General features: G+C 30.5%; 18 protein-coding genes and 1 pseudogene. 14 read left to right on the top strand and 5 right to left on the bottom strand.

Annotation, left to right across the window (positions count from 1 at the left end):
• Nucleotides 1-44 precede the first annotated feature (44 nt).
• Together FYJ27_RS02970 and FYJ27_RS02975 are read right to left on the bottom strand one after the other, a co-directional pair.
• A protein-coding gene (locus tag FYJ27_RS02970) for an IS3 family transposase (RefSeq protein WP_154482906.1) occupies nt 45-1,612 on the bottom strand; the annotation gives its coding sequence in 2 pieces (ribosomal slippage) (nt 45-994 and nt 994-1,612; 1,569 coding nt in all).
• 65 nt (nt 1,613-1,677) lie between these two features.
• Nucleotides 1,678-2,331 (bottom strand): coenzyme F420-0:L-glutamate ligase, encoded by a 654-nt coding sequence (locus FYJ27_RS02975; protein ID WP_154482909.1) that lies wholly within the window; start codon nt 2,329-2,331, stop codon nt 1,678-1,680.
• Between the two features lie 116 nt (nt 2,332-2,447).
• Here FYJ27_RS02975 and FYJ27_RS02980 point away from each other — a divergent pair, with 116 nt between their 5' ends.
• On the top strand, nt 2,448-3,329 hold the full coding sequence (locus tag FYJ27_RS02980; RefSeq protein ID WP_154482911.1) for a LysR family transcriptional regulator: 882 nt from the start codon (nt 2,448-2,450) through the stop codon (nt 3,327-3,329).
• 31 nt (nt 3,330-3,360) lie between these two features.
• On the opposite strand, the gene FYJ27_RS02985 is transcribed toward FYJ27_RS02980, so the two are convergent.
• Nucleotides 3,361-4,380: a nucleoid-associated protein gene (locus tag FYJ27_RS02985; protein WP_154482914.1), complete on the bottom strand. Its 1,020-nt coding sequence runs from the start codon at nt 4,378-4,380 to the stop codon at nt 3,361-3,363.
• A gap of 116 nt (nt 4,381-4,496) precedes the next feature.
• Here FYJ27_RS02985 and FYJ27_RS02990 point away from each other — a divergent pair, with 116 nt between their 5' ends.
• On the top strand, nt 4,497-5,198 hold the full coding sequence (locus FYJ27_RS02990) for a pseudouridine synthase (protein WP_154482917.1): 702 nt from the start codon (nt 4,497-4,499) through the stop codon (nt 5,196-5,198).
• A 20-nt stretch (nt 5,199-5,218) separates the two neighbouring features.
• Here FYJ27_RS02990 and FYJ27_RS02995 read toward each other — a convergent pair whose 3' ends face one another.
• Nucleotides 5,219-5,758, bottom strand: a complete 540-nt coding sequence (locus FYJ27_RS02995) for a DUF5698 domain-containing protein (RefSeq protein WP_154482920.1) — start codon at nt 5,756-5,758, stop codon at nt 5,219-5,221.
• Between the two features lie 395 nt (nt 5,759-6,153).
• On the opposite strand from FYJ27_RS02995, the gene FYJ27_RS03000 reads away from it, so the two are divergent.
• Nucleotides 6,154-7,389, top strand: a complete 1,236-nt coding sequence (locus tag FYJ27_RS03000; protein WP_154482923.1) for a DEAD/DEAH box helicase — start codon at nt 6,154-6,156, stop codon at nt 7,387-7,389.
• 44 nt (nt 7,390-7,433) lie between these two features.
• Here the strand turns inward: FYJ27_RS03000 and FYJ27_RS13010 are convergent.
• A pseudogene (locus FYJ27_RS13010) lies at nt 7,434-7,840 on the bottom strand (ATP-binding cassette domain-containing protein); the annotation flags it as partial.
• A 229-nt stretch (nt 7,841-8,069) separates the two neighbouring features.
• Here FYJ27_RS13010 and FYJ27_RS03010 point away from each other — a divergent pair.
• The 11 genes from FYJ27_RS03010 (at nt 8,070) to FYJ27_RS03060 (ending at nt 25,894) form a co-directional block, all read left to right on the top strand.
• Nucleotides 8,070-8,729, top strand: a complete 660-nt coding sequence (locus FYJ27_RS03010) for an ABC transporter ATP-binding protein (protein ID WP_195839067.1) — start codon at nt 8,070-8,072, stop codon at nt 8,727-8,729.
• Nucleotides 8,730-11,981: an ABC transporter permease gene (locus FYJ27_RS03015; RefSeq protein ID WP_154482929.1), complete on the top strand. Its 3,252-nt coding sequence runs from the start codon at nt 8,730-8,732 to the stop codon at nt 11,979-11,981. It abuts the gene before it with no gap.
• Nucleotides 11,982-12,253: 272 nt separating this feature from the next.
• Entirely contained in the window at nt 12,254-14,110 is a 1,857-nt protein-coding gene (locus tag FYJ27_RS12690) for a glycine betaine ABC transporter substrate-binding protein (RefSeq protein ID WP_229775454.1), read from the top strand.
• Nucleotides 14,111-14,132: 22 nt separating this feature from the next.
• The gene (locus FYJ27_RS03025) at nt 14,133-15,323 is read left to right on the top strand and encodes a quaternary amine ABC transporter ATP-binding protein (protein ID WP_154482932.1); all 1,191 of its coding nucleotides are present in this window, start codon (nt 14,133-14,135) and stop codon (nt 15,321-15,323) included.
• Between the two features lie 354 nt (nt 15,324-15,677).
• Nucleotides 15,678-17,573 (top strand): ABC-F family ATP-binding cassette domain-containing protein, encoded by a 1,896-nt coding sequence (locus tag FYJ27_RS03030; protein WP_154482935.1) that lies wholly within the window; start codon nt 15,678-15,680, stop codon nt 17,571-17,573.
• 1 nt (nt 17,574) lies between these two features.
• On the top strand, nt 17,575-19,764 hold the full coding sequence (locus FYJ27_RS03035) for a DNA topoisomerase III (RefSeq protein WP_154482938.1): 2,190 nt from the start codon (nt 17,575-17,577) through the stop codon (nt 19,762-19,764).
• Nucleotides 19,765-19,797: 33 nt separating this feature from the next.
• Nucleotides 19,798-20,352 (top strand): DUF4825 domain-containing protein, encoded by a 555-nt coding sequence (locus FYJ27_RS03040; RefSeq protein WP_154482941.1) that lies wholly within the window; start codon nt 19,798-19,800, stop codon nt 20,350-20,352.
• A 214-nt stretch (nt 20,353-20,566) separates the two neighbouring features.
• Complete coding sequence (locus FYJ27_RS03045; protein ID WP_195839065.1) at nt 20,567-21,997, top strand: phospholipase D-like domain-containing protein; 1,431 nt, start codon at nt 20,567-20,569, stop codon at nt 21,995-21,997.
• Nucleotides 21,998-22,316: 319 nt separating this feature from the next.
• Nucleotides 22,317-23,165 carry a hypothetical protein gene (locus FYJ27_RS03050; protein WP_229775455.1) on the top strand — a complete coding sequence of 283 codons (849 nt, stop codon included), beginning with the start codon at nt 22,317-22,319 and terminating at the stop codon, nt 23,163-23,165.
• Between the two features lie 294 nt (nt 23,166-23,459).
• A complete protein-coding gene (locus FYJ27_RS03055) occupies nt 23,460-24,830 on the top strand; it encodes an MATE family efflux transporter (RefSeq protein WP_154482947.1) in 1,371 nt (456 codons plus the stop codon).
• 203 nt (nt 24,831-25,033) lie between these two features.
• Entirely contained in the window at nt 25,034-25,894 is an 861-nt protein-coding gene (locus FYJ27_RS03060; protein WP_154482950.1) for an ABC transporter substrate-binding protein, read from the top strand.
• Nucleotides 25,895-25,897: the final 3 nt, after the last annotated feature.

Below are 25,897 nucleotides of genomic sequence, written 5' to 3' on the forward strand. Positions count from 1 at the left end.
GAGATCCTACTTCTCTTATTTACTGGGGTACCCCAGTAAAATTTCTATGCAGCCATCATTCTATATTCTATTGGTGCAAATCCATCACATTTTTTCTGTGGTCTATCATTATTATAAAATTCTATATAATCTTCTATATCTTTTTCCAATTCTTCAAATGTATTGTATCCTTCTTTTTTAAATCTTAAATAATATCTTTCTGATTTTATCTTACCCCAAAATGATTCCATTGGACCATTATCAATGCATTTTCCTGGTCTAGACATGCTTTGAGTCATCCCTTGAAGCTCTAGCATTCTCTTAAACCCATAAGATGTATATTGATAGCCACGATCACTATGTATTAATGGCTTTGCTTTAAGATTGTTTTTTATAGCTTCTTCTAGTGTATCAAATACTAGCTGATTATTGTTTGAATGACCGATTTTAAATGCTACGATACTGTTATCATATAAATCCATAATTGCACTTAAATATGCTTTTTTATTAGCTCCATATTTAAATTCTGTTACATCAGTAACCCATTTTTTATTAGCCTTATTAGCAATAAAATCTCTATTTAGTATGTTCTCTGCTACATAATCAGGAGTAGACTTTACATAGTTATTCTTCTTTTTTCTTGTTACTGATCTTAGTCCTAATATTTTCATTAATCTATATATTCTCTTATGATTGTATTTTGCATCAAGTTTTCTATTTACAGCTAATGTCATCTGACGATATCCATAGATTCCATCAACATCTTCATAAACTTCTAATATTACATCTACTAATTTTGTATTTTTAATTTCATTTTCTGATTTGTTTCTATTTCTGTATTGATAGTACGCTTGTCTTGATATTCCTGCACATCTACATAACTCAGAGATAGAGTAGCCTTTGTTATGTAGTTCAGTTATGGCTGAGTGCATTCTAAAGGCAGGAACTCGGCCTAACGATACCTCTTCTCGAGTTCCTCTAATTTTTTTAGCAGAGCATTCTCCACTTCTAATTCTCTATTTTGTTTCTTAAGTTTTCTAATTTCAATCGCTAATTTATCTTCTTTTGTTAAAGAAGTTTCTTCCTTTGATTTACCTCTTCTATCGATTAAGCCTTGTTCTCCAGATTCTTCAAGCTTTCTAACCCAAGAGTAGACTTGCTGGTAGCTAACATCGTAGATTTTTGCAGTTTCTGAATAATTGTAGTTATTTTCTATGCAATATTTTGCTATCTCAATTCTTTCCTCATAAGTTGTTTTACGACCTTTTTTCATGGATTTTTGAATTCCTTTCGGGTAAGATTTTAATTCTTTACTAGTATTATACTTCAAAATCCATTTTCTCAAAGAAGAATTACTTCTTATTCCATATTTTGTGCAAATATCTCTTAGAGAACCTTTACCATTTAGATAGTCCTCAACAGCAGCAATTTTCAATTTTATTGAATACCTAGTCCATGTTCCTTTCTCCTTTATGCCATCAATACCAAATGCCTCATACTTCTTAGTCCAAATTCGAATGGTTTTCACATCTACATCAAATTCTCTAGATAATTTAGTAGCAGATTCACCATTCTGATATCTTTCTACCGCTATCAGTTTGATTTCTACACTATGTTTACTTCTTTCAGACATACAAAACCCCCTTAAAGTTTTAACAGGTTTTTATTATTTCACCTGTAAACTTTAAGGGGGTATGGTCAGATCTTATTGCCCCCATTTTCTTTCAATATTTTTTTAGTTCTAAATCTTGTATGAATATCGCAGGCAAGAACATTTTCTGTGTATCTTAAAATTGTTTTTGGGTCATTTGAAAATATAATTTCACATTCAGTACCATATTCTTCAATCAAAGACTTATAATAATCGATATAATCTATACCAGTAAAAATATGTTTATTATATCCAAAGTAATTACGAAATTCCTTTTCTGTTAAAGTATCTGTCCAAGGATTTATATTTTTCTCATCAAGTTTATTTATACTTACTAGAGAATTTCCTACCTCGTCAGAAGGAAATCTAAACATTAGGACTATTTTTTTAGCTCCCTTTGCTATACCACGAAGGCATATTGCAAAACGATTACGGCTTAAAATTGGAAATATAACACCGATAGTATCTTCTCCAAACTTTGAATGTATATCTTTTTCTATGTCCTCGATATTTGCATAGTTTCCTTGAGCACGAGCAACTACAGATTCAGTTATACCAACTATATCTTTATCTTTTATAGAGAAATCTTCTATATTTGAAGCTTTTAATATAGTGTTTGAAATAATTTCCGCTATATTGTCTCCTTCTTTGATAATTGGGGCACGAAGACCTCTAACAACAGTTCCTACTATTCTTTCCATTATAATCTCCCCTTAAATTTTAATTTTTATAAGCACCAACTTTCACTTTTAGTATATGTTATTTTGTGATATAAATAAAATAAATATACATAATACTAGGTATAAGAGGTGCTTATATGTCTATTAAATTAGATTTGTATAAAGTTTTTTGTGAAGTAGTTAAATATAGAAGTTTTTCTAACGCTGCAAAATCTCTTTATATGACACAGCCAGCTATTAGCCAAGCAATGATGCAGCTTGAAGAAGAACTAGGGATACGACTTTTTACGCGAACACCTAAAGGTGTGATACCAACAAAGGAAGGACAAATACTATTTGAATATGCAAACTCAGCTCTTAACTTAATTGATGTAGGTGAAAAAAAGATTGAGGAATCTAGAAATTTAATGGTAGGAGAACTAAGAATAGGTGTTGGTGACACTATTTCACGCTATTTTTTATTACCTTATTTAGAGGAATTCCACAATGAATATCCAAATATTAAGCTAAGGATTATAAACCGTACAAGTTTAGAATTATGTAATTTAATTAAATCAGGCTATGTAGATATTGCCATTTGCAATTTACCTATTGAAGATTCATCATTAGAAGAAAAAAAGTTAATAGATATTCATGATATATTCGTCTGCGGGAAAAAATATAAGGATAGGATTTCTTCACCTTTAACTTTCAGTGAAATATCAAACTTTCCATTAATTTTACTTGAGGCTAAGTCAAACTCAAGGCAATATGTAGAGAAATATATATTATCTCAAGGGGTTAGAATAGAGCCAGAGATTGAGCTCGGTTCTCATGATTTATTATTAGAGTTTGCAAAAATCAACCTAGGTATATCCTGTGTAATTAAGGAGTTTTCACAGGAGTATTTAAAAAATGGATCAATATATGAAGTAAAAACAGTTGAAAAAATACCTAAAAGAAGTATAGGGGTTTGTTCATTAAAAAGTGTTTCTCTTTCACCTGCTTCACAAAAGTTTGTTGAAATACTGCAAAGTTAACAAAAGGACAGATATGTTTCTGTCCTTTTGCCTATTTCCCTTGAATTTCTTTTATGCTTTTAAGCAATATAGATATAGTTCCATCAGTATTATTAAAAAATTCTATTTTATCATCGCCTGTTAAGAGGGATATAGGGACTTTTATCTCTATGCCATCATCTGTTACAAACTTTTGGGTTTTAGGTATTTTTTTATACATTGGTTCATTTACTTCTATAGTCTTTTCCTTTAACCCTCTTCTCTCTATCTCTTCTTCATATATATTTTGAAGTTCTAAATTTTCATTAAAGGCTTTAGTCTTTATATGATCTATATCTATAGTATCTGTTTCTTCTACAGATTCTACTATAGCATTTTTTATTTCTGCTATCTTTTTCACATCATCTTCATAATAATCTTGTACTATTTTCTTAGATACCTTGTTCACTATATCTATCTTTTCTTTATCAGATAAAGTATCCTTTGATTGCAATAAATATTTAGATATATAGTATTCTTTTTGGCCATTAATCTCATATTTCTTTTCCTTCAACAGTATAGAAAAATCTTCTAAATCTATTATTATGCATTCATCTATTTTTTGATTTATATTTGGAAGGGTTGTTTTTTGTTTTATTACTTTATTAATACGTTTATCCTCTGATTCCTCTACATAATGTATATAAGAAGATTTATAATTCAGTATGAAAAATCCTAAGTATTTTTTCCCATCTCCATTAAATAGTGAACAAATCAAATCACAAGGAGGTATAGAGGCATTTTCAGCCATTATATCATACATAAGTTGGGCAAATTCCTTAGTTTTTTCTATAAATGTATCGTTGTTTTCTGCAATTTCCATACATATATTTTTCACTGGATTTTCCTGGGTATCAAAGAAAGCCTTTTTAATATTTATATCATTAAAAACTTTTTCTATATGAATTTCTAAGAATTCTATTATATCGCCACTATATGGATGTTCAGCCTCTGATAGTGCAGGTATTCCTACAGAACTATCTAATATATGCAATATCATTTTTTCAATATTTATTCTATCGATTATAATCATCCCCTTTTAAAAAATAATATATTAATTATATCTATTATACTACGAAAAAGAAAATAGTCATTGTGGTATAATATATTATAAAATATGTAAAATCAAGGATGTAAAAGGAGATTTTTATGAGACTTAATAAATTTATTAGTTCAACTGGGCTTTGTTCAAGAAGAGAAGCCGATAAATTAATTAAACAAAATAAAGTAAAAGTCAATGGCAAAATTCCCACTATAGGGTATACTGTGAAACCAGAAGATATAGTAGAAGTAGACGGTAAAGTATTAGAAAAGAAAAAGGACTTTGTTTACATTGCATTAAACAAACCTGTAGGGATTACTTGCACAACAGAAAGACATATAAAGGGGAATATAATTGATTTTGTAAACTATCCTGAGAGAATTTTTCCGATAGGTAGATTAGACAAAGATTCAGAAGGGCTAATACTACTTACCAATGATGGTAGCGTAGTCAATGAAATTTTAAGAGAAGAAAATAATCATAAAAAAGAATATATTGTAACAGTAGATAAAAAGATCACTCCTTCTTTTATAAATGGAATGGCCAATGGTGTGAAAATCTACAATCCTGTTAGAAATGAATATACAATAACTAAAAAATGCGAAGTAATAAAATTAAACAATAGAACTTTTAAAATTATATTATCTCAAGGATTGAATCGGCAAATTAGGAGAATGTGTGCAAAGTTTAACTACAGAGTTGTAAGGTTGAAACGTATCCGCATTATGAACATTACATTGAAGGATTTGCCAGTAGGAAAGTGGAGATATTTAACAGAAGAAGAATTGAAAGATATTGGACGAGAATAGTACTTTAGAATCAGTGGTGTTTATGCACCACTAATTTTTGTTGTAGTTATTTTTCCATCTACTTTACTTAAATTTTTAATTTTTAAAGTTGGCTTACTAACTCCACAATCATCAACTATATCTTCAAAGATTTTAAATTCTTTTCTTTTAATTACAGTTTCAACTTTATATCTTTTATCTCCATTATTCCCACTAACGGAATAGTTATTGACTGTATATCCTGCATCTCTAAGTTCTTCTGCAATTTTTATCATTTTAGATTTATTATTTAAAAATAAATCTACTTCTAATATGCCAAGGGCCAATCTTTCCTCAATTTTATTCCCTATGAAAACTCCAGCAGATCTACCTAAAGCATATGCAATAGTGAAATGTAAACCATCAGAACTGGTGACTTTACCTACTATATTTGCAAATATTATAGCATCTACAAATACTAAAAGATATACTGGATTCATAATTTTTTTAGATATCAATATTGTTTTCAACGTTGATAAAACATTGGTAAAGGCTGTTATAAGAAATAAGACAACAAGTGGAATCAAAACATTTTGTGTCATAAAAAACACCTCCTTTTAATCAATATAAAAAAACTAACATAGTATTATGTTAGTAAATAGTTATTTATTTAAATTATTGGATTTTAGTACAAAACAAGAAAGATATTTAGATTCTTATGATAAATTTCATATAAGAAAAGAAACACTTAAACAATATTAGAAAAAAATGATAGGATATTGCCCAAAATACTTATTTATACCGAACCAAAAACTTATATCTTAAGACTAACTAACTTTTATAGTATATCATATATAAGAATATTTGCAAGGAAAAGTTATATTATTTAAAGAGTCAAGACAGGATAAATAAAACTATATATTCTTATACTATATATGATAGAATAGATTGAATAATCATTGGCAAGAATAAAGGAAAAAGAGAGGTAGCAGCTATTATGACAAATAATTTTAAGACCCTTGGAATTAGTAGTGAATTAGAAAATATGTTGAGGCAAAATGGTATAACAAAACCAACACCTGTTCAACAGGAAGCTATACCTGAATTATTAAATGGAAAAGATATTATAGCTCAAGCTCAGACAGGAACGGGAAAGACCCTTGGATTTATGCTTCCTATTATGGAGAGGATTGATGAAAACAAGCCTTACATACAGGCATTGATCATTACTCCTACTAGAGAGTTGGCAATTCAAGTGACTAATGAGGCTAAAAAACTTAATTCATTTAAAGATATAAATATACTAGCAGCCTATGGTGGGCAAGATGTGGAGAAACAATTGAAAAAGTTAAAGAGAGGTATCCATATAGTAATTGGTACACCAGGTAGATTATTAGACCATATTAGAAGAAAAAGCATCGATTTAAGTAAACTTAAAATGCTTGTATTAGATGAAGCAGATGAAATGTTGAATATGGGATTTTTAAAGGATATAGAGAGCATTATTCGTGAAACACCTAAAACACGTCAAACAATGCTATTTTCTGCTACAATGCCTAAAGGACTTCGATCTCTAGCTACTAGATATATGAGAGAACCTAGTCAGGTACAGATACAAGGTGAAAAGATAACTTTAGACGAAATAAAACAAATAGTAGTTGAGACTACAGATAGGAAAAAGCAAGATGCTCTTTGTCAGGTAATAGATGAAGAAAGACCTTTTATGGCAATTATATTCTGTAGAACGAAACGTCGTGTAAAAACTTTAAATAATGCTTTGAAACAGCGAGGATACAATTCAGATGAAATACATGGAGATCTTAGTCAGGCAAAACGAGAAAAGGCAATGAAATCTTTTAGAAATGCTGAAACACAATTTCTTGTGGCAACAGATGTGGCCGCTCGTGGGTTAGATATTGAAGGAATAACCCATATTTTTAACTATGATATACCTGAAGATGCTGAAAGTTATATTCATCGTATAGGCCGTACAGGAAGAGCAGGGAAAACTGGTATAGCAGTTACTTTCATTGCACCAAAAGATCGACAAGGATTAGAAACAATTGAAAGAAAAATAAGGATGACTTTAAAAAGGAAAAAGATTGAAACGGAAAAAAGGAAAAAAGATAGCAACTCTAAAAATAAAAGCTATGGAAGGCAAAATGGCTTTAAACCACAAAATACAAGGGGAAAAAAGTACAATAATAAGAATAAAAAAAGAGGAAAGAGATAAAAAATAGCCCTTACCAACAAAAGTAAGGGCTATTTTTTATAGTGTTAAATGCTTTTATTTAATATTGAGCTTTCCACATATTCTTCATAAGTTGTTTGTTTATCAATTAATCCATCAGGAATGATTTAAATAATTCTATTTGCTATGGTTTGTACAAATTCATAGTCATGAGAAGTAAATAATACATTGCTCTTATAGTCACGAAGACCATTATTAGTGCAGTGATAGACTCAAGATCTAAATGATTTGTAGATTGATCTAATACCAAAACATTGGCTCCACTTAACATCATTCTTGCAATCATACATCTTACTTTTTCGCCACCAGATAGTATTTTAGCTTGTTTTGAGGTTTCCTCTCCGGAAAACAACATTTTACCTAAAAACCCACGCAAAAATATTTCGGATTTTTCCTCTGAAAATTGGCTTAGCCAGTTTATAAGACTTAAATCTTGGAAGAGCTTTTACCCATCATATCTTAAACTTACGTTATTTACAGTTATCAAATCTATACCTTCCCTTACTTAAAATTTATAAAACACTAGTTATTATATCATAAAAATATAACAATTGCACCTTATTGAAACAGCTATAAGATGATATAATAGTATTAACTTATTTTTAGGAGTGAATCAATTGTCTAAATATATAGAATTGAATGAAATTAAGAAAATATATGAAATGGGAGAAGTGGAAATAGTAGCTTTAGATGGTATGAGTTTTTCTATAGATAAGGGAGAATTTGTAATAATAGTAGGATCAAGTGGTGCAGGCAAGAGTACTGTTTTAAACATATTAGGAGGAATGGATTCTCCAACTAGTGGTGAAATAATAGTAGATGGGAATGAGATAAGCAGATATAGTGGAAAAGAATTAACTTCTTATAGGAGATATGATATAGGATTTGTTTTTCAGTTTTATAATTTAGTTCAAAATCTTACTGCCTTTGAAAATGTAGAGTTAGCTACGCAGATATGTAAGAATCCCCTTGATGCTGAAATAGTTTTAAAACAGGTAGGACTTGAAGACAGAATGGATAACTTTCCAGCTCAACTCTCAGGTGGAGAACAGCAAAGGGTAGCTATTGCAAGGGCACTGGCTAAAAACCCTAAGCTATTATTATGTGATGAGCCTACTGGAGCTTTAGATTATAATACAGGAAAGTCTATTTTAAAATTACTCCAAGATACCTGTAGAGAAATGGGAATGACAGTAGTTGTTGTTACTCACAATACAGCTATTGTTCCTATGGCAGATAAGATAATTAAAATTAGAAATGGCAAGGTAGAAAATATCTCCATCAATGAGAGCCCAATTCCTGTAGAAAGGATTGAGTGGTAGATGAAAAATCCATTATTTAAAGATACCTTTAGGGAGATAAAAAAGACAAAGAGCAAATTCTTCTCTATCTTTGCAATAGTAGTTTTAGGAGTAGCATTTTTTGCTGGAATCAAGGCTACATCTCCAGATATGAAAATCACAGCAGATAAATATTTTGATAAATATCGTTTAATGGATATGAGGCTTATTTCGACGGTAGGATTTACTGATGAGGATGTAGATATTATAAAAGAACTGTCAGGGGCTGAAGGAGTTATGCCTAGTTATTCCATAGATGCATTGGTCAATATGGAGGATAAGGATTTAGTTTTAAATGTTCTTCCACTACCTATGGATAGGATAAATAATCCTGATGAATCCTATATTAACAGGACTAAATTAGTTAAAGGAAGATATCCTAAAAATTCAGGAGAAGCTGTAACTGAAAAGAGTAAGATGGTAGATATGGGATTTTCTATAGGTTCCAAAATAAAACTTTCATCAGGAACTGATACAGATATTAGTGAAAACCTTAAAAACGATGAATTTACCATTGTAGGAATAGTAGAAACCCCTTATTATATATCTACTGAAAGAGGTACGACCAATATTGGAAATGGAAAGGTAGATAGCTTCATTATGATTCCTGAAGAAAATTTTAAAATACCTGCCTATACTGATGTTTTTTTAACTTTTGAAGAAGCTCGAAAGACTTTTTCCTACGATGATGAATATGATAATATACTTGAACCTATAAGGAAGAAACTTGACAATACAGGGAAGGAAAGATCCCAGAGACGTTATGATGAAATAATATCTGAGGGGAAGGAAAAAATAGAAGACAGTAAAAAAGAGCTTAAAGAGGCAGAAGAAAAATCAAATAAAGAATTGGAAGAGGCTTATGAAAGGATTATAGAAGGCGAAAAAGAAATATTCAATGGTGAAAAGGAGCTAGCCAATAAAGAAAAAGAATTCTATCAAAGGATAAAAGAAGCAGAGGCAAAAATATCTAGTGGAAAAAAAGACTTAGAAAATGGAGAAAGGGAATACAAGAAAAGCATTGAGACTTTTAGCAAATATAAGGAAGAGGCAGAAAGTGGATTTGTTGAAGGAGAACAAAAGATAAAGGACGGCCAAAAGACATTAGATGAAAATGAAGCTAAACTTAATGAAATAAAAACTATCTTGGAAACAAATCCTAGTATGCCCGAAGAACAGAAGATAGTTTTAGAAGAAAAATATAGGAAAGGTAAGCAAGAATTAGAGTATGGAAGAAAAGAGTTGGAAAGAGCCAAGTTAGAGTTAGAAAATAAGAAAAGAGAATTCTCTTCAGCAGAGAACAAACTTATTGCAGCTAGAAAAAAGCTAGATGATTCAAAAGAGCAAATTGTATCAGAGGAGAAAAAACTTCAAGAAGCTAAGAAAAAAGCTGAAACTGAATTTGCTGCTGGACATAAAAAATTGGATGATTCTAAGAGAGAGCTTGAAAAAGGTAAAATAGATTATGAAAATGGAAAAAAAGAAGTGGAGGAAAAATTAGCAGATGCTCGTAAGAAAATAGAAGAGGAAGAAGAAGAATTAAAAAACATTAAGGATCCAACTTGGTATGTAATCAAGAGGAATCAAACCCTTGAGTTTATAGATTATGGTATGGCTGCAGATAGAATAGATGCTATAGCTCAAGTGTTTCCAGTATTTTTCTTCCTTATAGCAGCTTTAGTATCCTTGACTACTATGACTAGAATGGTTGATGAGCAGAGGACCTATATAGGCACACTTAAGGCTTTAGGATATGGGAAATTTTCCATAGCATTAAAGTATATATTATATGCAGGCCTTGCTAGTGTCAGTGGAAGTATAGTTGGTGTTCTAATAGGATTTAAAGTTTTTCCTACTATAATCTTTAATGCTTATAGGATTATGTACACAATGCCCCCTATAGTTACCACTTTCAATTGGTACTATGCATTTATTTCAATTGCTTTTGCAGTACTTACAACTACATTAGCTGCTTTGATATCTTGCTATAGAGAACTTAAAGAAACACCAGCACTGCTTATGCGGCCTAAAGTTCAAAAATCAGGTAAGAGAATATTTCTAGAAAGAATAAAGTTCATATGGTCTAGACTGAATTTTTCACAGAAGGTTACAGCTAGAAATTTAATCAGATATAAAAAGAGGTTATTTATGACCGTTCTTGGTGTTGGAGGTTGTACAGCATTGATGTTGGCAGGTTTTGGCCTAAAGGATTCTACAGTGGATATTGCTACCAAACAGTTTGATGAAATATATCAATACGATATAGTTGTAGGACTTAAAAAAGGTGTAGAATCAAGAAAATCAGTAAAACTTGTAGATACTATGGAAAAAGATGAAGATATTACTGATTTCATGCTTCTAAAAGAACAAAATATTGATGTAGCTGTAAAAAATGAAAAGAAAAATGCTTTTCTTGTTGTTCCTGAAGATATTGATAGGTTAGAAGATTTTATTCTTTTAAAGTCACGTATAAATCAAGAAAAGGTTCCTTTAACTAATGATGGAGTTATTTTAACTGAAAAATTAGCTAAAATGTTACAAATTGATATTGGAGATGAGATATCAATTATAGATGAAGAAAACAAGAAAATAAATGTAAAGGTAAATGGTATTGCAGAAAATTATGTATCCCACTATGTATATATGTCTCCAAAGCTTTTTGAAAAAGTCTATGGTGAAAAGGTTAAATATAAAGAATTTCTAGCTAACACTAAGGACAGCTCAGAAGAGTTTGAAAACAAACTTTCTAAAAGATTATTAAAGAGTCCTGAAGTCACTTCCACAACTTTCATTACAGGTGTGAGCAATAGTTTTAAAGACACAATAGGTAGCTTAAATTATGTAGTATTAGTATTGATTATTTCAGCAGGAGCTTTGGCTTTTGTAGTACTATATAATCTGACCAACGTAAATGTAAGTGAACGGCTTAGAGAAATTGCTACTATAAAAGTACTTGGATTTTATGACAATGAAGTATCTGCCTATGTATATAGAGAGAATACAATCCTTACTATCATAGGTATAGTAGTGGGATTGTTCATGGGAGTTTTTCTCCATAGATTTATTATTGTTACTGGTGAAATAGACTATATGATGTTTGCCAGAAATATTAAACCTATTAGCTATATATATTCTGCTATATTAACTATAATATTTGCAGCCCTAGTAAGTTTTGCAATGCATTTTAAACTTAAAGATATAAAAATGGTAGAATCTTTGAAATCAGTTGAATAGAACGATATATAATATGCCATTGTATATGAAGATACCCATGAAAAATCATGGGTATCTTTGTCCCTTAGAGGACGAGTTATAGCTGAATACTGTATTTTACAAGCTTTCAAGTTTGACATGAAATATTTCATAGGTTATAATTAAAAATATACTATACCTAATTTGGGTTTAATTATAATTTCTTGAATATTTAAAAAATATAAAGAGTAAAGGGGAGATTCGCTATTCAACCAACAAAAAAAATAAAATTTATTTTATCATTTCTAGTTGTAATGTTAATATTACAATCTAATTTTAATATATATTCTTATGCGGATAAAAGTAGTTTAGCTGCAAGTGAGAAACCAAAACTTGTTTTTGGAGATGCAGGTTGGGATAGTATAAGGATTCATAATAAAATAGCAGCAATTATAATTGAAAATGGATATGGGTACAAAACTGATGAAATCACAGGTTCATCTCCAATTGTTATAAAAGGACTTAGACAAGGTGATATTGACATATCCATGGAGTCATGGACTGATAATATTGCAGATGTCTACGAACCGGGAATAGAGAAAGGTGAAATTGTAGAACTATCAACTAACTATGATGATAATGCTCAAGGTTTATATGTACCTACATATGTAATAGAGGGAGATAGTGAACGAGGTATAGAACCTATGGCACCAGATTTAAAATCAATAAAAGATCTTCCAAAATACAAGGACGTCTTTAAAGATCCAGATAATCCAAGTAAAGGAAGAATATATGGGGCACCTCCTAACTGGTTTTCTGATGAAGTACTCCGTGGTAAAATGGATACTTATAATCTAAAAGAAGATTATGAATATTTTAATCCTGGTTCAGATACATCATTGAATACTTCCATTGTATCTGCATATGAAAAAGGAGAGCCTTGGGTAGGTTATTATTGGGATCCTACTTGGATAATAGGTAAATATGATATGACCCTTCTTGAGGACGAGCCTTATGACGAGGCGAAATGGGAAAATGGATATGCATGTGAATTTCCAGGTGTTAATGTAACAGTAGCAGTAAATAAAGATATGCTTGAAAAAGCACCAGATGTTGTAGAGTTTTTGAAAAAATATGAAACTAATACTCAGATAAACAGTGAATTGTTAGCATATATGCAAGATAATGATGGAGATATAGATAAAACTGTACAATGGTTTTTTACTGAGTATGAAGACCTTTGGACTCAATGGGTTCCAGAAGAAATAGCAAATGAAGTTAAAAAATCCACAGGCACTGAAGACGGTAAATTTGGATTTAGCTTAAGTAAGTTTCCTGAAAACATTAATATAGAATTTGGAATATATATAGAAAAACTTGTATCCTGGTTGACAAAACATTTCCAAGGTTTTTTTGATGGACTAGCAGCTATTATTAATTGGATTGTTAGTGGTATAAGAGGTATATTAGTAACTATTCCTTGGTTTATATTTATACTACTAATATTCTTATTGGGATGGAAAATGATAAACTGGAAATCAGGTCTTATATACGCCTTAATGATGTTCTTAATAGGTGGATTAGGTCTTTGGAATGAGATGATATTTACCTTATCCATAGTTATAACGGGAGTGTTAATATCTATAATAATTGGAATCCCTATAGGTATCCATATGTCTTATAATGATAAGGTAGAAGCCTTTATGAAGCCAATATTAGATGGTGCTCAGACTATGCCAAGTTTTGTACATTTGATACCTGCAATGATATTCTTTGGACTAGGTACCGTTCCAGCAGTATTTGCAACAATTATCTATTCCACTGCACCATGCATAAGATTCACCAATTTAGGTATTAGGGAAGTGCCAAAAGAAATGACAGAGGCTGCATATTCTTATGGTTCATCTTCTTGGCAAGTTCTTACGAAGATAGAATTACCTCAAGCAATGCCTACTATTATGGCTGGTATCAATCAGACTACAATGGCAGCAATGTCCATGGTAGTAATATCCTCTATGATAGGTTCCAAAGGTCTTGGGGAAAATGTACTCATAGCTATAAATAGGACAGATATTGCAATGGGCTTTGATTCAGGAATAAGCATAGTATTTCTTGCGATAATAATTGATAGAATTACTCAAAAAATATCTGATAAACACAAAGATATTTAATACGGAGTAAGGAAGTGAAAATATGACGGAAAAAATTATTGTTAAAAATCTAGTAAAAGTTTTTGGTTCAAGACCAAAACTAGCTTTGGAAAAATTGAAAAAAGGTTGGACTAAGAAAGATATATTAGAAAAAACAGGTCAGACTGTGGGATTAAATAATGTATCTTTTTCAGTAGATGAAGGGGAGATATTTGTAATAATAGGTTTATCAGGTAGTGGAAAATCCACTTTAATAAGATGTCTTAATCTTTTAAATAAGCCTACTGCAGGAGAAGTAATAGTAGATGGAGAAAACATTGTTAAATATGACAAAAATCAATTAAGAGAATTTAGACAAGAAAAAATGGCTATGGTTTTTCAACAGTTTGGTCTTTTTACCCATATGACAGTATTGGAAAATGTAGAATATGGTTTAGAAATTAAGAAAGTTGATAAAGATAAGAGACAAAAAATTGCTATGGAAGCCATTGAAGAAGTAGGGCTTAAAGGTTGGGAAGATAAGATGCCTAACGAACTCAGTGGTGGTATGCAACAAAGGGTAGGACTTGCTAGGGCTTTGGCCAATGATCCTGATATCCTTCTTATGGATGAGCCTTTTAGTGCCCTTGACCCTCTTATAAGAAGGGACATGCAACTTGAGCTTTTGGAGCTACAATCTAAATTGAAAAAGACCATTGTCTTTATTACCCATGATATCAATGAAGCTTTTAAATTAGGAGATAGGGTAGCAGTTATGAGAGATGGCTCAATAGTTCAGATAGGTACACCGGAAGAAATACTTAACAATCCTTCTAATGAATATATAGAGGATTTTGTAAAGGATATAGATCGTACAAAAGTAGTTCGTGCTAAGGATATTATGAAACGACCAAATGCTGTAGTATCATTAAATGCCGGTGTTAGAGTAGCAATAAAGGAAATGCAAGTAAATGATATATCAAGTGTTTTCGTAGTGGATAAAGATAGAAAAATACAAGGAATTGTAACGATAGATGATTGTATAGAATCGGCTAAAAATAATAGATCTTCATTGAAAGAAATATTAAAACAAGATTATTATACTACTAAAGAGGATGTTTATATTGAAGATTTAATTGATAAAGGTGCAAAGACTAAGTATCCTATAGTAGTAGTAAACGATGAAGGCAGGATGTTAGGTATAATTGTACGAACTTCTATTCTAACTGGTCTTTTAACAACAAATGGAGATTAAAATGAAGGGGCTGTTTTATAACTGATTTATCAGTTGTGAAACGCCTCTTTAATATTGTGCACCAGGAAAACCTCGTCATCCATATCAAAATTATTAGTCAAATCAAAACTAAAAGATAGTTGCATTTTTTTGATTTTTGCTTTATGATTAAACTCAGTATGGTTTTTCATGACAGATAAATTATACTAAAAAACAGGTCTTAGAGCCAGTGCTCTTTGACCTGTTTTTATTTTATGGGTTGTTTATTTTGAAACAGCCCCTTTTCATTTTTAATACTTTTGAGGATTGATATCAATATATTGTGTTATAATGTTTTCTGTAAGAAAATAAAAGACTATGTAGGAAGGATGTTATATGAATCTTTTAAATTTAGAAAATATATCAAAAAGCTATGGTGAGAAGGAATTATTTAAGAATATAAATCTAGGTATAAATGAAGGAAATAAAATAGGTCTTATTGGTATAAATGGAACGGGGAAAACTACTTTATTAAAAATAATTGCAGGATTAGAGGAGCCAGACAATGGTAGAGTGATTAAAGGCAATTCTGTTAGAATAGAGTACCTTCCTCAAAGCATTCCATTTGATCCAGATACGACTGTTAAAGAACAGGTTTTTAAAGGAAACTCTGAGAATATGATATTGGTTAGGGAGTATGAAGAAGCTATAAATAATCCTAATACATCAAATGAAAAAATCATAAGCTTAACTCAAAAAATGGATGTTGCAGGTGCTTGGAACTTAGAAAATGAAGCAAAAGCTGTATTGACTAAATTAGGAATTACAAATTTTGATGAAAAAATAGGTTCATTATCAGGTGGTCAGAGGAAAAGGATAGCTTTAGCAGGAGCATTGATAAACCCATCAGAACTTCTGATACTTGATGAACCTACTAATCATCTTGATAATCAGACCATAGATTGGCTAGAAGAGTATTTAACCAATAGAAAAGGTGCTTTACTTATGATTACCCATGATAGATATTTCTTAGATAGGGTTGTTAATCAAATTATTGAATTAGATAAGGGGTCTCTTTATACTTATAATGGAAATTATAATGATTATCTAGAAAGTAAAGTTGCAAGAGAAGAAATAATAGCAGCTAGTGAAAGAAAGAGACAAAGTTTATTTAGAAAAGAACTAGCATGGATGAAACAAGGAGCAAAGGCACGCTCTACTAAACAAAAGGCTAGAATAGAGCGTTTTAATGAATTAAGTGAGAAACCTTTAGATTTACCTAATGAAAAGCTTGAAATATCTGTAGCTAGTAGGCGTCTAGGTAAGAAGGTAATTGAATTAGAAAATATAGTAAAGTCTTTTGGAGATAAGAAAGTAATAGATGATTTTAATTATATTGTTTTGAGGAATGACAGAATAGGAATATTAGGGCCTAATGGTAGCGGAAAGTCTACCCTTATTAACATAATGTCGAAAAGAATTGAGCCGGATTTAGGTATAGTTGATATTGGTGAAACTGTGAAGATAGGCATTTATTCTCAAGAGAATTATCATATGGATGATGATATGAGGGTTATAGAATATATTAGAGAAGGTGCAGAGTTTTTAACAACAGCTGAAGGAAATAAGATAACTGCCTCTCAAATGTTAGAGAGATTTTTATTTCCACCAGATTTACAATGGACTTTGATAAGCGAACTTTCAGGAGGAGAAAAGAGGAGATTGTACCTATTGAGAGTACTTATGGAAGCACCTAATGTATTATTTTTAGACGAGCCTACCAATGATTTAGATATAGAGACCCTTACAATTTTAGAGGACTATTTAGATGATTTCTTAGGTGCAGTAATAGTGGTTTCTCATGATAGATATTTTTTAGATAGGGTAGTAGATAAGGTGTTTATTTTTGAGGGTAAGGGAAAAATTACTCAATATACAGGAAATTATACTGAATTTAAAGAGAAAAGGGATAAAATCTTAGAAGAGAATATCCCTAAGGTGAAAAAAACTTATAAAAAAGAAAAGCCAAAATCTAATAATAAGACTTTAAAATTTTCATACAACGAGAAAAGAGAATATGAAGAAATAGATAGTGTAATTGCTAAACTGGAAGAGGAAATAGAAAGCATAGATATAAAAATAGATAAGGCTTCTACAGACTATGTTCTATTACAAGATCTATTAGAAGAAAAAAAAGATCTAGAGAAAAAATTAGATGAAAAAATGGAAAGATGGGTCTATCTCAATGAGTTAGCTGAAAAGATTAAATATGGCAATGAGAAAGGATGTTGAAATGAATAAAATAGTGGTATTAGCAGAAAAACCCTCTGTAGGTAGGGATATAGGCAGGGTTTTGGGATGTAATAAAAAAGGGAATGGTTATTTAGAAGGAAATAAATATATTGTAACTTGGGCTTTAGGCCATTTGGTAACTTTAGCTGACCCTGAAACCTATGATAAAAAATATAAAACTTGGGAAATTGAAGATTTGCCAATACTTCCCAAGTATTTAAAACTTGTAGTTATAAAGAAGAGTAGCAAACAATTTTATACAGTTAAAAAACTTATGAACAGGAAAGATGTATCTGAAATTATAATTGCTACAGATGCAGGTAGAGAAGGAGAGCTTGTAGCTAGATGGATTATAGAAAAAGCTTATGTGAAGAAACCTATTAAGCGACTTTGGATTTCTTCTGTTACAGATAAAGCTATTAGGGATGGGTTTAACAACTTAAAACCTGGCAAATCCTATGAAAATCTTTATGAATCTGCTGTTGCTAGGGCGGAAGCAGATTGGGTAGTAGGAATCAATGTTACTCGTGCTCTTACGTGTAAGTACAATGCTCAACTTTCTTGTGGCAGGGTACAGACCCCTACGTTAGCTATGATTGCAAAGCGAGAAGAAGAGATAAAAAATTTTAAAGAAAAAGAGTATTATGGAATAATTGCTTCTACTAATAATTTAAAGCTAGTATGGCAGGATGGAAAAACTAAAGATATGAAAACTTTTGATAAGGCTAAATCTGATAAAATTCTTAAAGATATAAGAGGAAAGGATGCCCAAGTTATAGACATAAATAAAGTAGATAAAAAAAGTTTTCCACCGAGATTATATGATTTAACTGAACTACAAAGAGATGCAAATAGAATATTTGGTTATTCTGCTAAGAAGACCCTTTCTATTATGCAGAGACTGTATGAAAGGCATAAGTTACTAACATATCCAAGAACAGATTCTAGATATATTTCTGAGGATATAGTAGATACTTTGGAGGATAGGGTGAAAGCTTGTAATGTTGGAATGTATAGTAGGATAACTTCAAAGATTTTAAGGAAACCAATAAGAGGAAACAAATCTTTTGTAGATAATAAAAAAGTATCAGATCACCATGCTATTATTCCAACAGAAGAAAGAGCATTGTTGAGTGAGTTAAATTATGAAGAAAAAAAAATATATGATTTAGTAGTTAGACGATTTTTAGCAGTACTATACCCTCCTTTTGAATATGAGCAAACAACTATAAAAGCTAAAATAGATAATGAAATGTTTATTGCTAAAGGAAAAAGGGTTATATCTGAAGGATGGAAAGAAGTTTATTCCGATCATTTTCAGGAAGATGAAGAAAATAATGATATTTTAGAACAGGTATTGCCAGAGATAAATAAAGGTGGTATTCTAAAAATATCTTCTACTGTACAGACCAAAGGGACAACTAAAGCCCCAGCACTTTTTAATGAAGGTAGCCTATTGTCAGCTATGGAAAATCCAAAAAGGTATATGGAAGGTGAAAACAAGGATTTAATTGAAATAATCGGAGAGACAGGTGGTATTGGTACAGTAGCTACAAGGGCAGATATTATTGAAAAGCTTTTTAATACTTTCTTAATTGAGAAGAAAGGTAAGGATATTTTTATAACATCTAAGGGAAAACAACTTCTTGAACTAGTACCAGAAGACTTGAAATCACCAGCTTTAACAGCAGAGTGGGAACAGAAGCTAGGAGCTATAGCTAAAGGTAAGTTGAATAAGAAGGCTTTCATAAATGAAATGAAAGGATATTCGAAGGCTATTGTAAAAGAGATAAAGAATAGTGATGCAGAGTTTAGACATGATAATTTAACAAGGAGCAAATGTCCCGAATGTGGCAAGTATATGCTTGAAGTTAAAGGTAAAAAAGGTAAGATGTATATTTGTCAAGATAGGGAATGTGGCTATAGGAGAAATATCTCTAAGATCACTAATGCTAGATGCCCTAACTGTCATAAAAGATTAGAATTAAGAGGAGAAGGGGAAGGTCAAATATTTACTTGTAGTTGTGGATATAGGGAGAAACTTTCATCATTCAATGAGAGAAAGAAAAAGCATAGAAACCAAGTTTCTAAAAAAGATGTATCTAGATATCTCAAAAAGCAAAAGAAGGAAAATAATGAATCAATCAATACAGAGTTAGCAGATGCACTTGCAAAACTTAAACTTGATTAAGATTAACTATAGACTTGGTGGTGGGAATTTAATATGAAAAAGAAGAATGTTTTAATAATTTTATTAGTTGCAGTTGCTATTATTTCAATTATATTTGTTAGAAATATATTAACAATAAATAATCAAGAGGATAGTTTTAACCAAGAAGAGGCTTTAAAAAGCGATATTGAAAATCTTTCAAAATATAAGAGTAAGTATATGGGAGATGCATCTAATTTTTTAAATCTTAATAATAGGCTTGCCCTTTATGATATTCCAAAGACATTCCAGTTATATCCTGATGAGTTAATGGCTGAGATTAATTATGAAGAAGCAGCTTCAAATATTGATGAAGGTAAGATAAAAAGAGGATTGTTCTACAATTCAACAGCAAATTTTGTATTAATAGATAATCTAAAGGTATTGAAACTAAACTTTAAGGAAGTGTCATATACTATATCTAGGGAAAAACTAGAAAAATGGTATGGAAAAGAGCTTTCATCACTACAAGACTATGAACAGTGGAAAAAAGAAGTTGCAGACAAACTATCAGATACGGAGTATATAGATAAATTTATAAAAGAAAATGTAGAAATAAAAAATAAATAGATTTTTAAGGGTTGGGAGATTTTTCCTAGCCCTTTTATTTTTGTATATATAACAAAATAGACGGGTATAAGAATAATGTTATAATATAATTAATGTAGAATAGGGTCTAATTATGTAATAAATATTTATTAGTAACAATATTGAAATTTAGGAACATAAAATAATATAACAGCCTAAAGTTTTTGTATTGAGGGATATGAGGGGGATGATGTATATGAAAAACATAATAAAGACTTTAAATTATGCACTGGGGGCTTATATTATATATATAATAATATTTGGTGGTATCGTATTAAGTTTTTATAAGCACAACACTAGCAATTATTTAGAGACCCATCCAGTGGAAAGGTTTTGGGGAGAAAAAACAGGTCAAGATAGGGTGGTATTAGTAGAGGATAGATATAATTCAGGTATTGCTCGTATTGATTTTATAGAAAATGCCAAAGAAACTTTAGATATTTCTTATTATGCAATAGATAATGGGATATCTTCAGATATATTTTTAGGATGTATTTTAAATGCAGCAGATAGAGGTGTAAAAGTTCGTCTACTTCTGGATGGTTCTTTACAGAATATAATAGAAATGAAAGAAGCTAAATATACTATATTTCAACATCCTAATATTGAGCTTAAATTTTATGATACCTCTGGTTTTTTCCGACCATGGTCATGGAACAATAGGCTTCATGACAAATATATTATTGCAGACAATCAGATAGCTATGATTGGCGGTAGAAATATAGGAGATAGATATTTTGCTAAAGAAAGAAAAAATGGGGATATAGTAAATGATAGGGATGTAGTAATTATCAATACAGATAGTCAAAACACTTCGAATAGTGCTATTTATCAAATGAGGGAATATTTTAATTATATTTGGAATCATAAATATTCAAAATGTCCGGTGAAGAAACTTACTCAAAGGCAAGAGAGAAAAGGACAAGCAAAAGCTGAATATTTAAATAAAAATATTGAAAAAGTAAGAAAAGATAATCCTGAGATGTTTAATCAGTCTATTGATTGGTTAGCTATATCCTTACCAACTAATAAAGTAACACTAATACATAATCCTATTGAACGCTTCAATAAGGAACCTTGGTGTTGGTATGAGATTACAAATTTAGCAGAAAGGGCTAAAGAGTCTATTTTCATTCAAAGTCCTTATATTATTCCCACAAAAGATATGTTAAAGCATATAGGAACTATAGATGTTCCAAGGGAAAATATAGATATACTGACGAATTCCCTTGCTTCTACTCCAAATGCTATGGCTTATTCAGGACATATAAGGCACAGAAAGAAAATGGTAGACTTTGGAGCCAATGTATATGAATTTCAAGGACCAGGTTCTATTCATGCGAAGTCCTATATATTTGATGATAGAATTAGTTTGGTAGGTTCTTTTAATATGGATTCAAGGAGCACTTATCTCAGCACAGAAACTATGGTTGTTATTGACAGCAAAGAGTTTGCCAATCATTTAAAAAAGGTAATCGAGGACAATTCTAACAATAGTTTAAAGGTACTGGAGGATTATTCCTATGAATATAATTCAGCAGTTGAAGAAGGGGAAGTTCCTCTTAGTAAGGTTATTAAGATAAGGATTTTATCTATAATTACTTATTTATTTGATTATATGCTTTAAGAAAATCACACTCTAATTACAGAATGTGTTGAAAAAAACTCCACCTTGAGTATCAAAATTTCACATGTTTTTTTCAAACTAGGCGAAGGCAACAAATATATAAGAATTTTTAAAATCTGTCTACTAAGATAATGTTCGACAACATTTTCAAAATATGTGTGCTACAATATATTAAAAACATATTTAGAGTACTCTATATTTATTCAATTTTAGGAGGTAGGCAAGAAGAAGTTATATAGCCTCAAATTAGGTTTTTACAGTTTCAGTATACATTACTCAACACTATCATTTTTTATTTAAAAAATAGGAGAAGAATAGGATGAGAATGAATATCAAAAAAAAGAATTATAAAAATAAAATAGTATATAATAATTATCAGTTTTATGAAAATGCTGCATTGACTGGATTTATAAAAAAACAGGCGACAGAAGGCTATAGTCTTTGTGGTACAAAGGGAAAATTTTTAAATATATTAAAATTTTGTTATACAAAAGATGAAGTGCCAAAGTCATACGCTATTTTTCACAAGCATTTAGACAAAGAGATAGATGAAAAAATTGAAAATATGAAAACTTGCAATGATGAAATTATATCCCAAAATAATCTGTATATTGTATTTGAGAATACTTCTAGTGAAGTTAGTGAAATGAAATTAGAAACAATAGAAAAAAAGCAAAATATTTTACTTAGTGTTCCTATAAAAAAATCTATAGCTTTCGTTTCCATGTTATTTGTGGTCTCTGTAATTAGTTTGGTTCTAAAAATATTATCGGTAGAAGACGGGAATTTACATTTTAATCTTTTAAGTTTGGGACTTTACTTGGCTTTAATTATTACTTTCCTTTTTTATTTTACAGGTGATATACACGATATTATTGCAGGTAATGCAATATATATAGATGGAAAAATGTATTTTTCTAGTCGTACAAAATTCAAAGATATATTGTTTCACATTGGTGACATACTTAAATTTGGAATATTATTAGGGAGTATTTGCATTAGCATTATGCTTTTGTTAAATGTAAAGGATGAAGTCATAGCCATTAATATTCTAAGAATGTGGTTAATATACTGTGTTATTGGTTATATATCCAGGATACAGTTCCAACGATCGTATATATCCTTGCTGTTAATTGAAACCTTTCTAATAACACTCAGCTTCTTGTAAAATAGGAATTTTGGACTGACCCTTAATATTGGATAAAAACTCACGAATATTTTCTTTTTATTATATTATCTATATTTTAATATTTTTTCGTTTTTTATTACACATAAATATTTAGGGAATCGCTTAGGATAATCACAATTATGCTTTAAGAAAATGTTGACTACCGTATATTTTTTATATATAATTAAGTATTGGAATTAAAAATTTAATATATAAAAAACATAGTCTAAAAGCAGATGGGCGGCTTTACAACCCATTTGCTTTTTTATGTGTAAAAATAGAAGGAGGTATAGAATGAAGAAGTTATTTAGAGATAAGGAATTTTTTCTTACTATTCTTACATTGGTCATTCCTATAACTTTACAGAACCTAATTAGTTCATCCCTTAATATGGTTGATAATTTAATGATAGGAAAATTAGGAGAGAATGCAATTGCAGCTGTGGGATTAGTTAATCAATATTTTTTCATATTTATGTTATGTTTATCTGGTATCAATGCTGGTGCAGGCATATTTATGTCCCAATTTTGGGGCAGAAAAGATACTTTAAATATACGTAGAATGCTTGGGTTAGACCTTATACTTAGCATTATAGCGTCAATTATTTTTTCTTTTACGGCATTTATATTTCCTGAAGGTATAATGAAAATATTTACTAAAGACACTACTGTTATAGGTTTAGGTAGTCAGTATCTTAAAATCATTGGTATAACCTTTATATTTACTGGGATTACTCAGGGTTATTCTACAGCTCTAAGATGTACAGGAATAGCTAAGCCGCCTATGTTTGCCAGCCTCATTGGAGTACTAGTAAATGGCTTTTTAAACTGGATACTTATATTTGGACATTTTGGATTCAAGCCTATGGGAGTAGTAGGTGCTGCTATAGCTACAAGTATAGCAAGATTTATTGAAATGCTATTTGTACTTGTTTATTCCTATGGTTTTAACGATATTATTTCAGCTAAACTTAAAGAAATGATAAGTTTTAGTAATGATTTTGTTAAAGTTTATTTTAAAACGTCTTTATCCGTAATAATAAATGAAATAGTATGGGCACTAGGTATGACTGCATATTCAGTAATATATGCTAAAATCGGAATTAGTGCAGTGGCTAGTATGCAAATAGCAACCACTATTAACAATATGTTTATGGTTCTATGCATAGGTCTTGCTACAGCTGCTTCTATTATTATAGGTAATAAAATAGGGGCTGATGAAGAAGATGTAGCCATTGAATATGCAACTAAATTAGGTGTATTAGCTCCGTTGGTAGGATTAGTAACAGGTATAGCACTATGGATTACCTCTCCAATAATTGTAAAAGCATTTAATATAAGTGAAGAAACTCTTAATATTACAGTAACTGTACTTAAGATAATGGCTGTATTTGCACCCCTTAGATTTTTTAATGTACTCATGATTGTAGGTGTATTTAGGGGTGGAGGAGATACTATGTATTCAATGTTGGTGCAACTTGGAACAGTATGGTGTTTTGCCATACCAGCTGGTTTTATAGCTGCTGCATATTTTAAACTGCCTCTTAATAAAGTATATTTTATAATTTGTTTAGAAGAAGTAATTAAAATAGGATTTGAAGCAAAGCGTCTCCGTTCAAAGAAATGGATTAGAAATGTTGTAGAAGATGAATATATAATAGCTTGATAAAACCTCCTTAAATTGTTTTATTATGGAACAATTTAAGGAGGTTTTATATATAATGGACACTTTAAAACCAAATATTGTATCAACTTGACCCAATAAATAACTAGTGGTAATATTATATTGTAGAAAAGATTTTGAAAATTTAGTCTTTAATATCGTATTAGCAACAAAAAGGTACATATTATATCATTGGAGGGAAAGTTATGAAGAAAAAAACTTTAATTTTATTTGTTTTGGTACTTGCTTTAAGTTTAGCAGGTTGTGGAAATAATAATGAGTCTTCAGAACCTGCAGAAAAAGAGACTCCTAAAGAAAATAGAGAGATGATACTTGCTACAACTACAAGTACTCAAGATTCAGGTCTTTTAGATTATTTATTGCCAATATTTAAAGAAGACACAGGCATAGATGTCAAAGTTGTTGCAGTAGGTACTGGTGAAGCTCTTAAACTTGGAGAAAATGGTGATGCAGATTGTCTATTAGTTCATGCAAAGGAAAAAGAAGAAGAATTTATTAAAAATGGTTATGGTGTAGAAAGACATGATGTTATGTATAATGACTTTATAATAGTAGGGCCAGAAGAAGATCCTGCAAAGGTAAAGGAAAATGCTCCAAATGATGTAGTTGAAGCATTTAAAGCTATTAGTGAAAATGAAGTAGATTTTGTTTCAAGAGGGGATGAATCTGGTACCCATGTAAAGGAAAATGGTATCTGGGAAGTAGCAGAAATAGAACCGACTGGAGATTGGTATATTTCAGCTGGAAAAGGAATGGGAGCTGTTTTACAAATGGCAGATGAGAAAAAAGCTTATACATTGACTGATAGAGCAACATATTTGTCAATGGAAGATGATCTTGATCTAGTCATTGTAACTGAAAAAGATGAGAGATTATATAATCAATATGGGGTTATAATGTTAAATACAGAAAAACATGATATTAAGGAAGAAGAGTCGAAGGAATTTATAGATTGGATGCTTTCAGAAAAAGGACAGAAGCTTATAGGTGAATATGGAAAAGAAGAGTACGGGCAAGCTTTATTTATACCTAATGCAGAGAAATAGGTG

Source organism: Anaerosalibacter bizertensis (genome assembly GCF_009696605.1).
In the GTDB taxonomy this organism is placed as follows: Bacteria; Bacillota; Clostridia; order Tissierellales; family Sporanaerobacteraceae; genus Anaerosalibacter; species Anaerosalibacter bizertensis.

Coding starts and splice junctions, on each gene's coding strand:
- FYJ27_RS02975 (WP_154482909.1), bottom strand. CDS start 2,331: ATGGAAAGAATAGTAGGAACTGTTGTTAGAGGTCTTCGTGCCCCAATT.
- FYJ27_RS02980 (WP_154482911.1), top strand. CDS start 2,448: ATGTCTATTAAATTAGATTTGTATAAAGTTTTTTGTGAAGTAGTTAAA.
- FYJ27_RS02985 (WP_154482914.1), bottom strand. CDS start 4,380: ATGATTATAATCGATAGAATAAATATTGAAAAAATGATATTGCATATA.
- FYJ27_RS02990 (WP_154482917.1), top strand. CDS start 4,497: ATGAGACTTAATAAATTTATTAGTTCAACTGGGCTTTGTTCAAGAAGA.
- FYJ27_RS02995 (WP_154482920.1), bottom strand. CDS start 5,758: ATGACACAAAATGTTTTGATTCCACTTGTTGTCTTATTTCTTATAACA.
- FYJ27_RS03000 (WP_154482923.1), top strand. CDS start 6,154: ATGACAAATAATTTTAAGACCCTTGGAATTAGTAGTGAATTAGAAAAT.
- FYJ27_RS03010 (WP_195839067.1), top strand. CDS start 8,070: ATGGGAGAAGTGGAAATAGTAGCTTTAGATGGTATGAGTTTTTCTATA.
- FYJ27_RS03015 (WP_154482929.1), top strand. CDS start 8,730: ATGAAAAATCCATTATTTAAAGATACCTTTAGGGAGATAAAAAAGACA.
- FYJ27_RS12690 (WP_229775454.1), top strand. CDS start 12,254: ATGTTAATATTACAATCTAATTTTAATATATATTCTTATGCGGATAAA.
- FYJ27_RS03025 (WP_154482932.1), top strand. CDS start 14,133: ATGACGGAAAAAATTATTGTTAAAAATCTAGTAAAAGTTTTTGGTTCA.
- FYJ27_RS03030 (WP_154482935.1), top strand. CDS start 15,678: ATGAATCTTTTAAATTTAGAAAATATATCAAAAAGCTATGGTGAGAAG.
- FYJ27_RS03035 (WP_154482938.1), top strand. CDS start 17,575: ATGAATAAAATAGTGGTATTAGCAGAAAAACCCTCTGTAGGTAGGGAT.
- FYJ27_RS03040 (WP_154482941.1), top strand. CDS start 19,798: ATGAAAAAGAAGAATGTTTTAATAATTTTATTAGTTGCAGTTGCTATT.
- FYJ27_RS03045 (WP_195839065.1), top strand. CDS start 20,567: ATGAAAAACATAATAAAGACTTTAAATTATGCACTGGGGGCTTATATT.
- FYJ27_RS03050 (WP_229775455.1), top strand. CDS start 22,317: ATGAGAATGAATATCAAAAAAAAGAATTATAAAAATAAAATAGTATAT.
- FYJ27_RS03055 (WP_154482947.1), top strand. CDS start 23,460: ATGAAGAAGTTATTTAGAGATAAGGAATTTTTTCTTACTATTCTTACA.
- FYJ27_RS03060 (WP_154482950.1), top strand. CDS start 25,034: ATGAAGAAAAAAACTTTAATTTTATTTGTTTTGGTACTTGCTTTAAGT.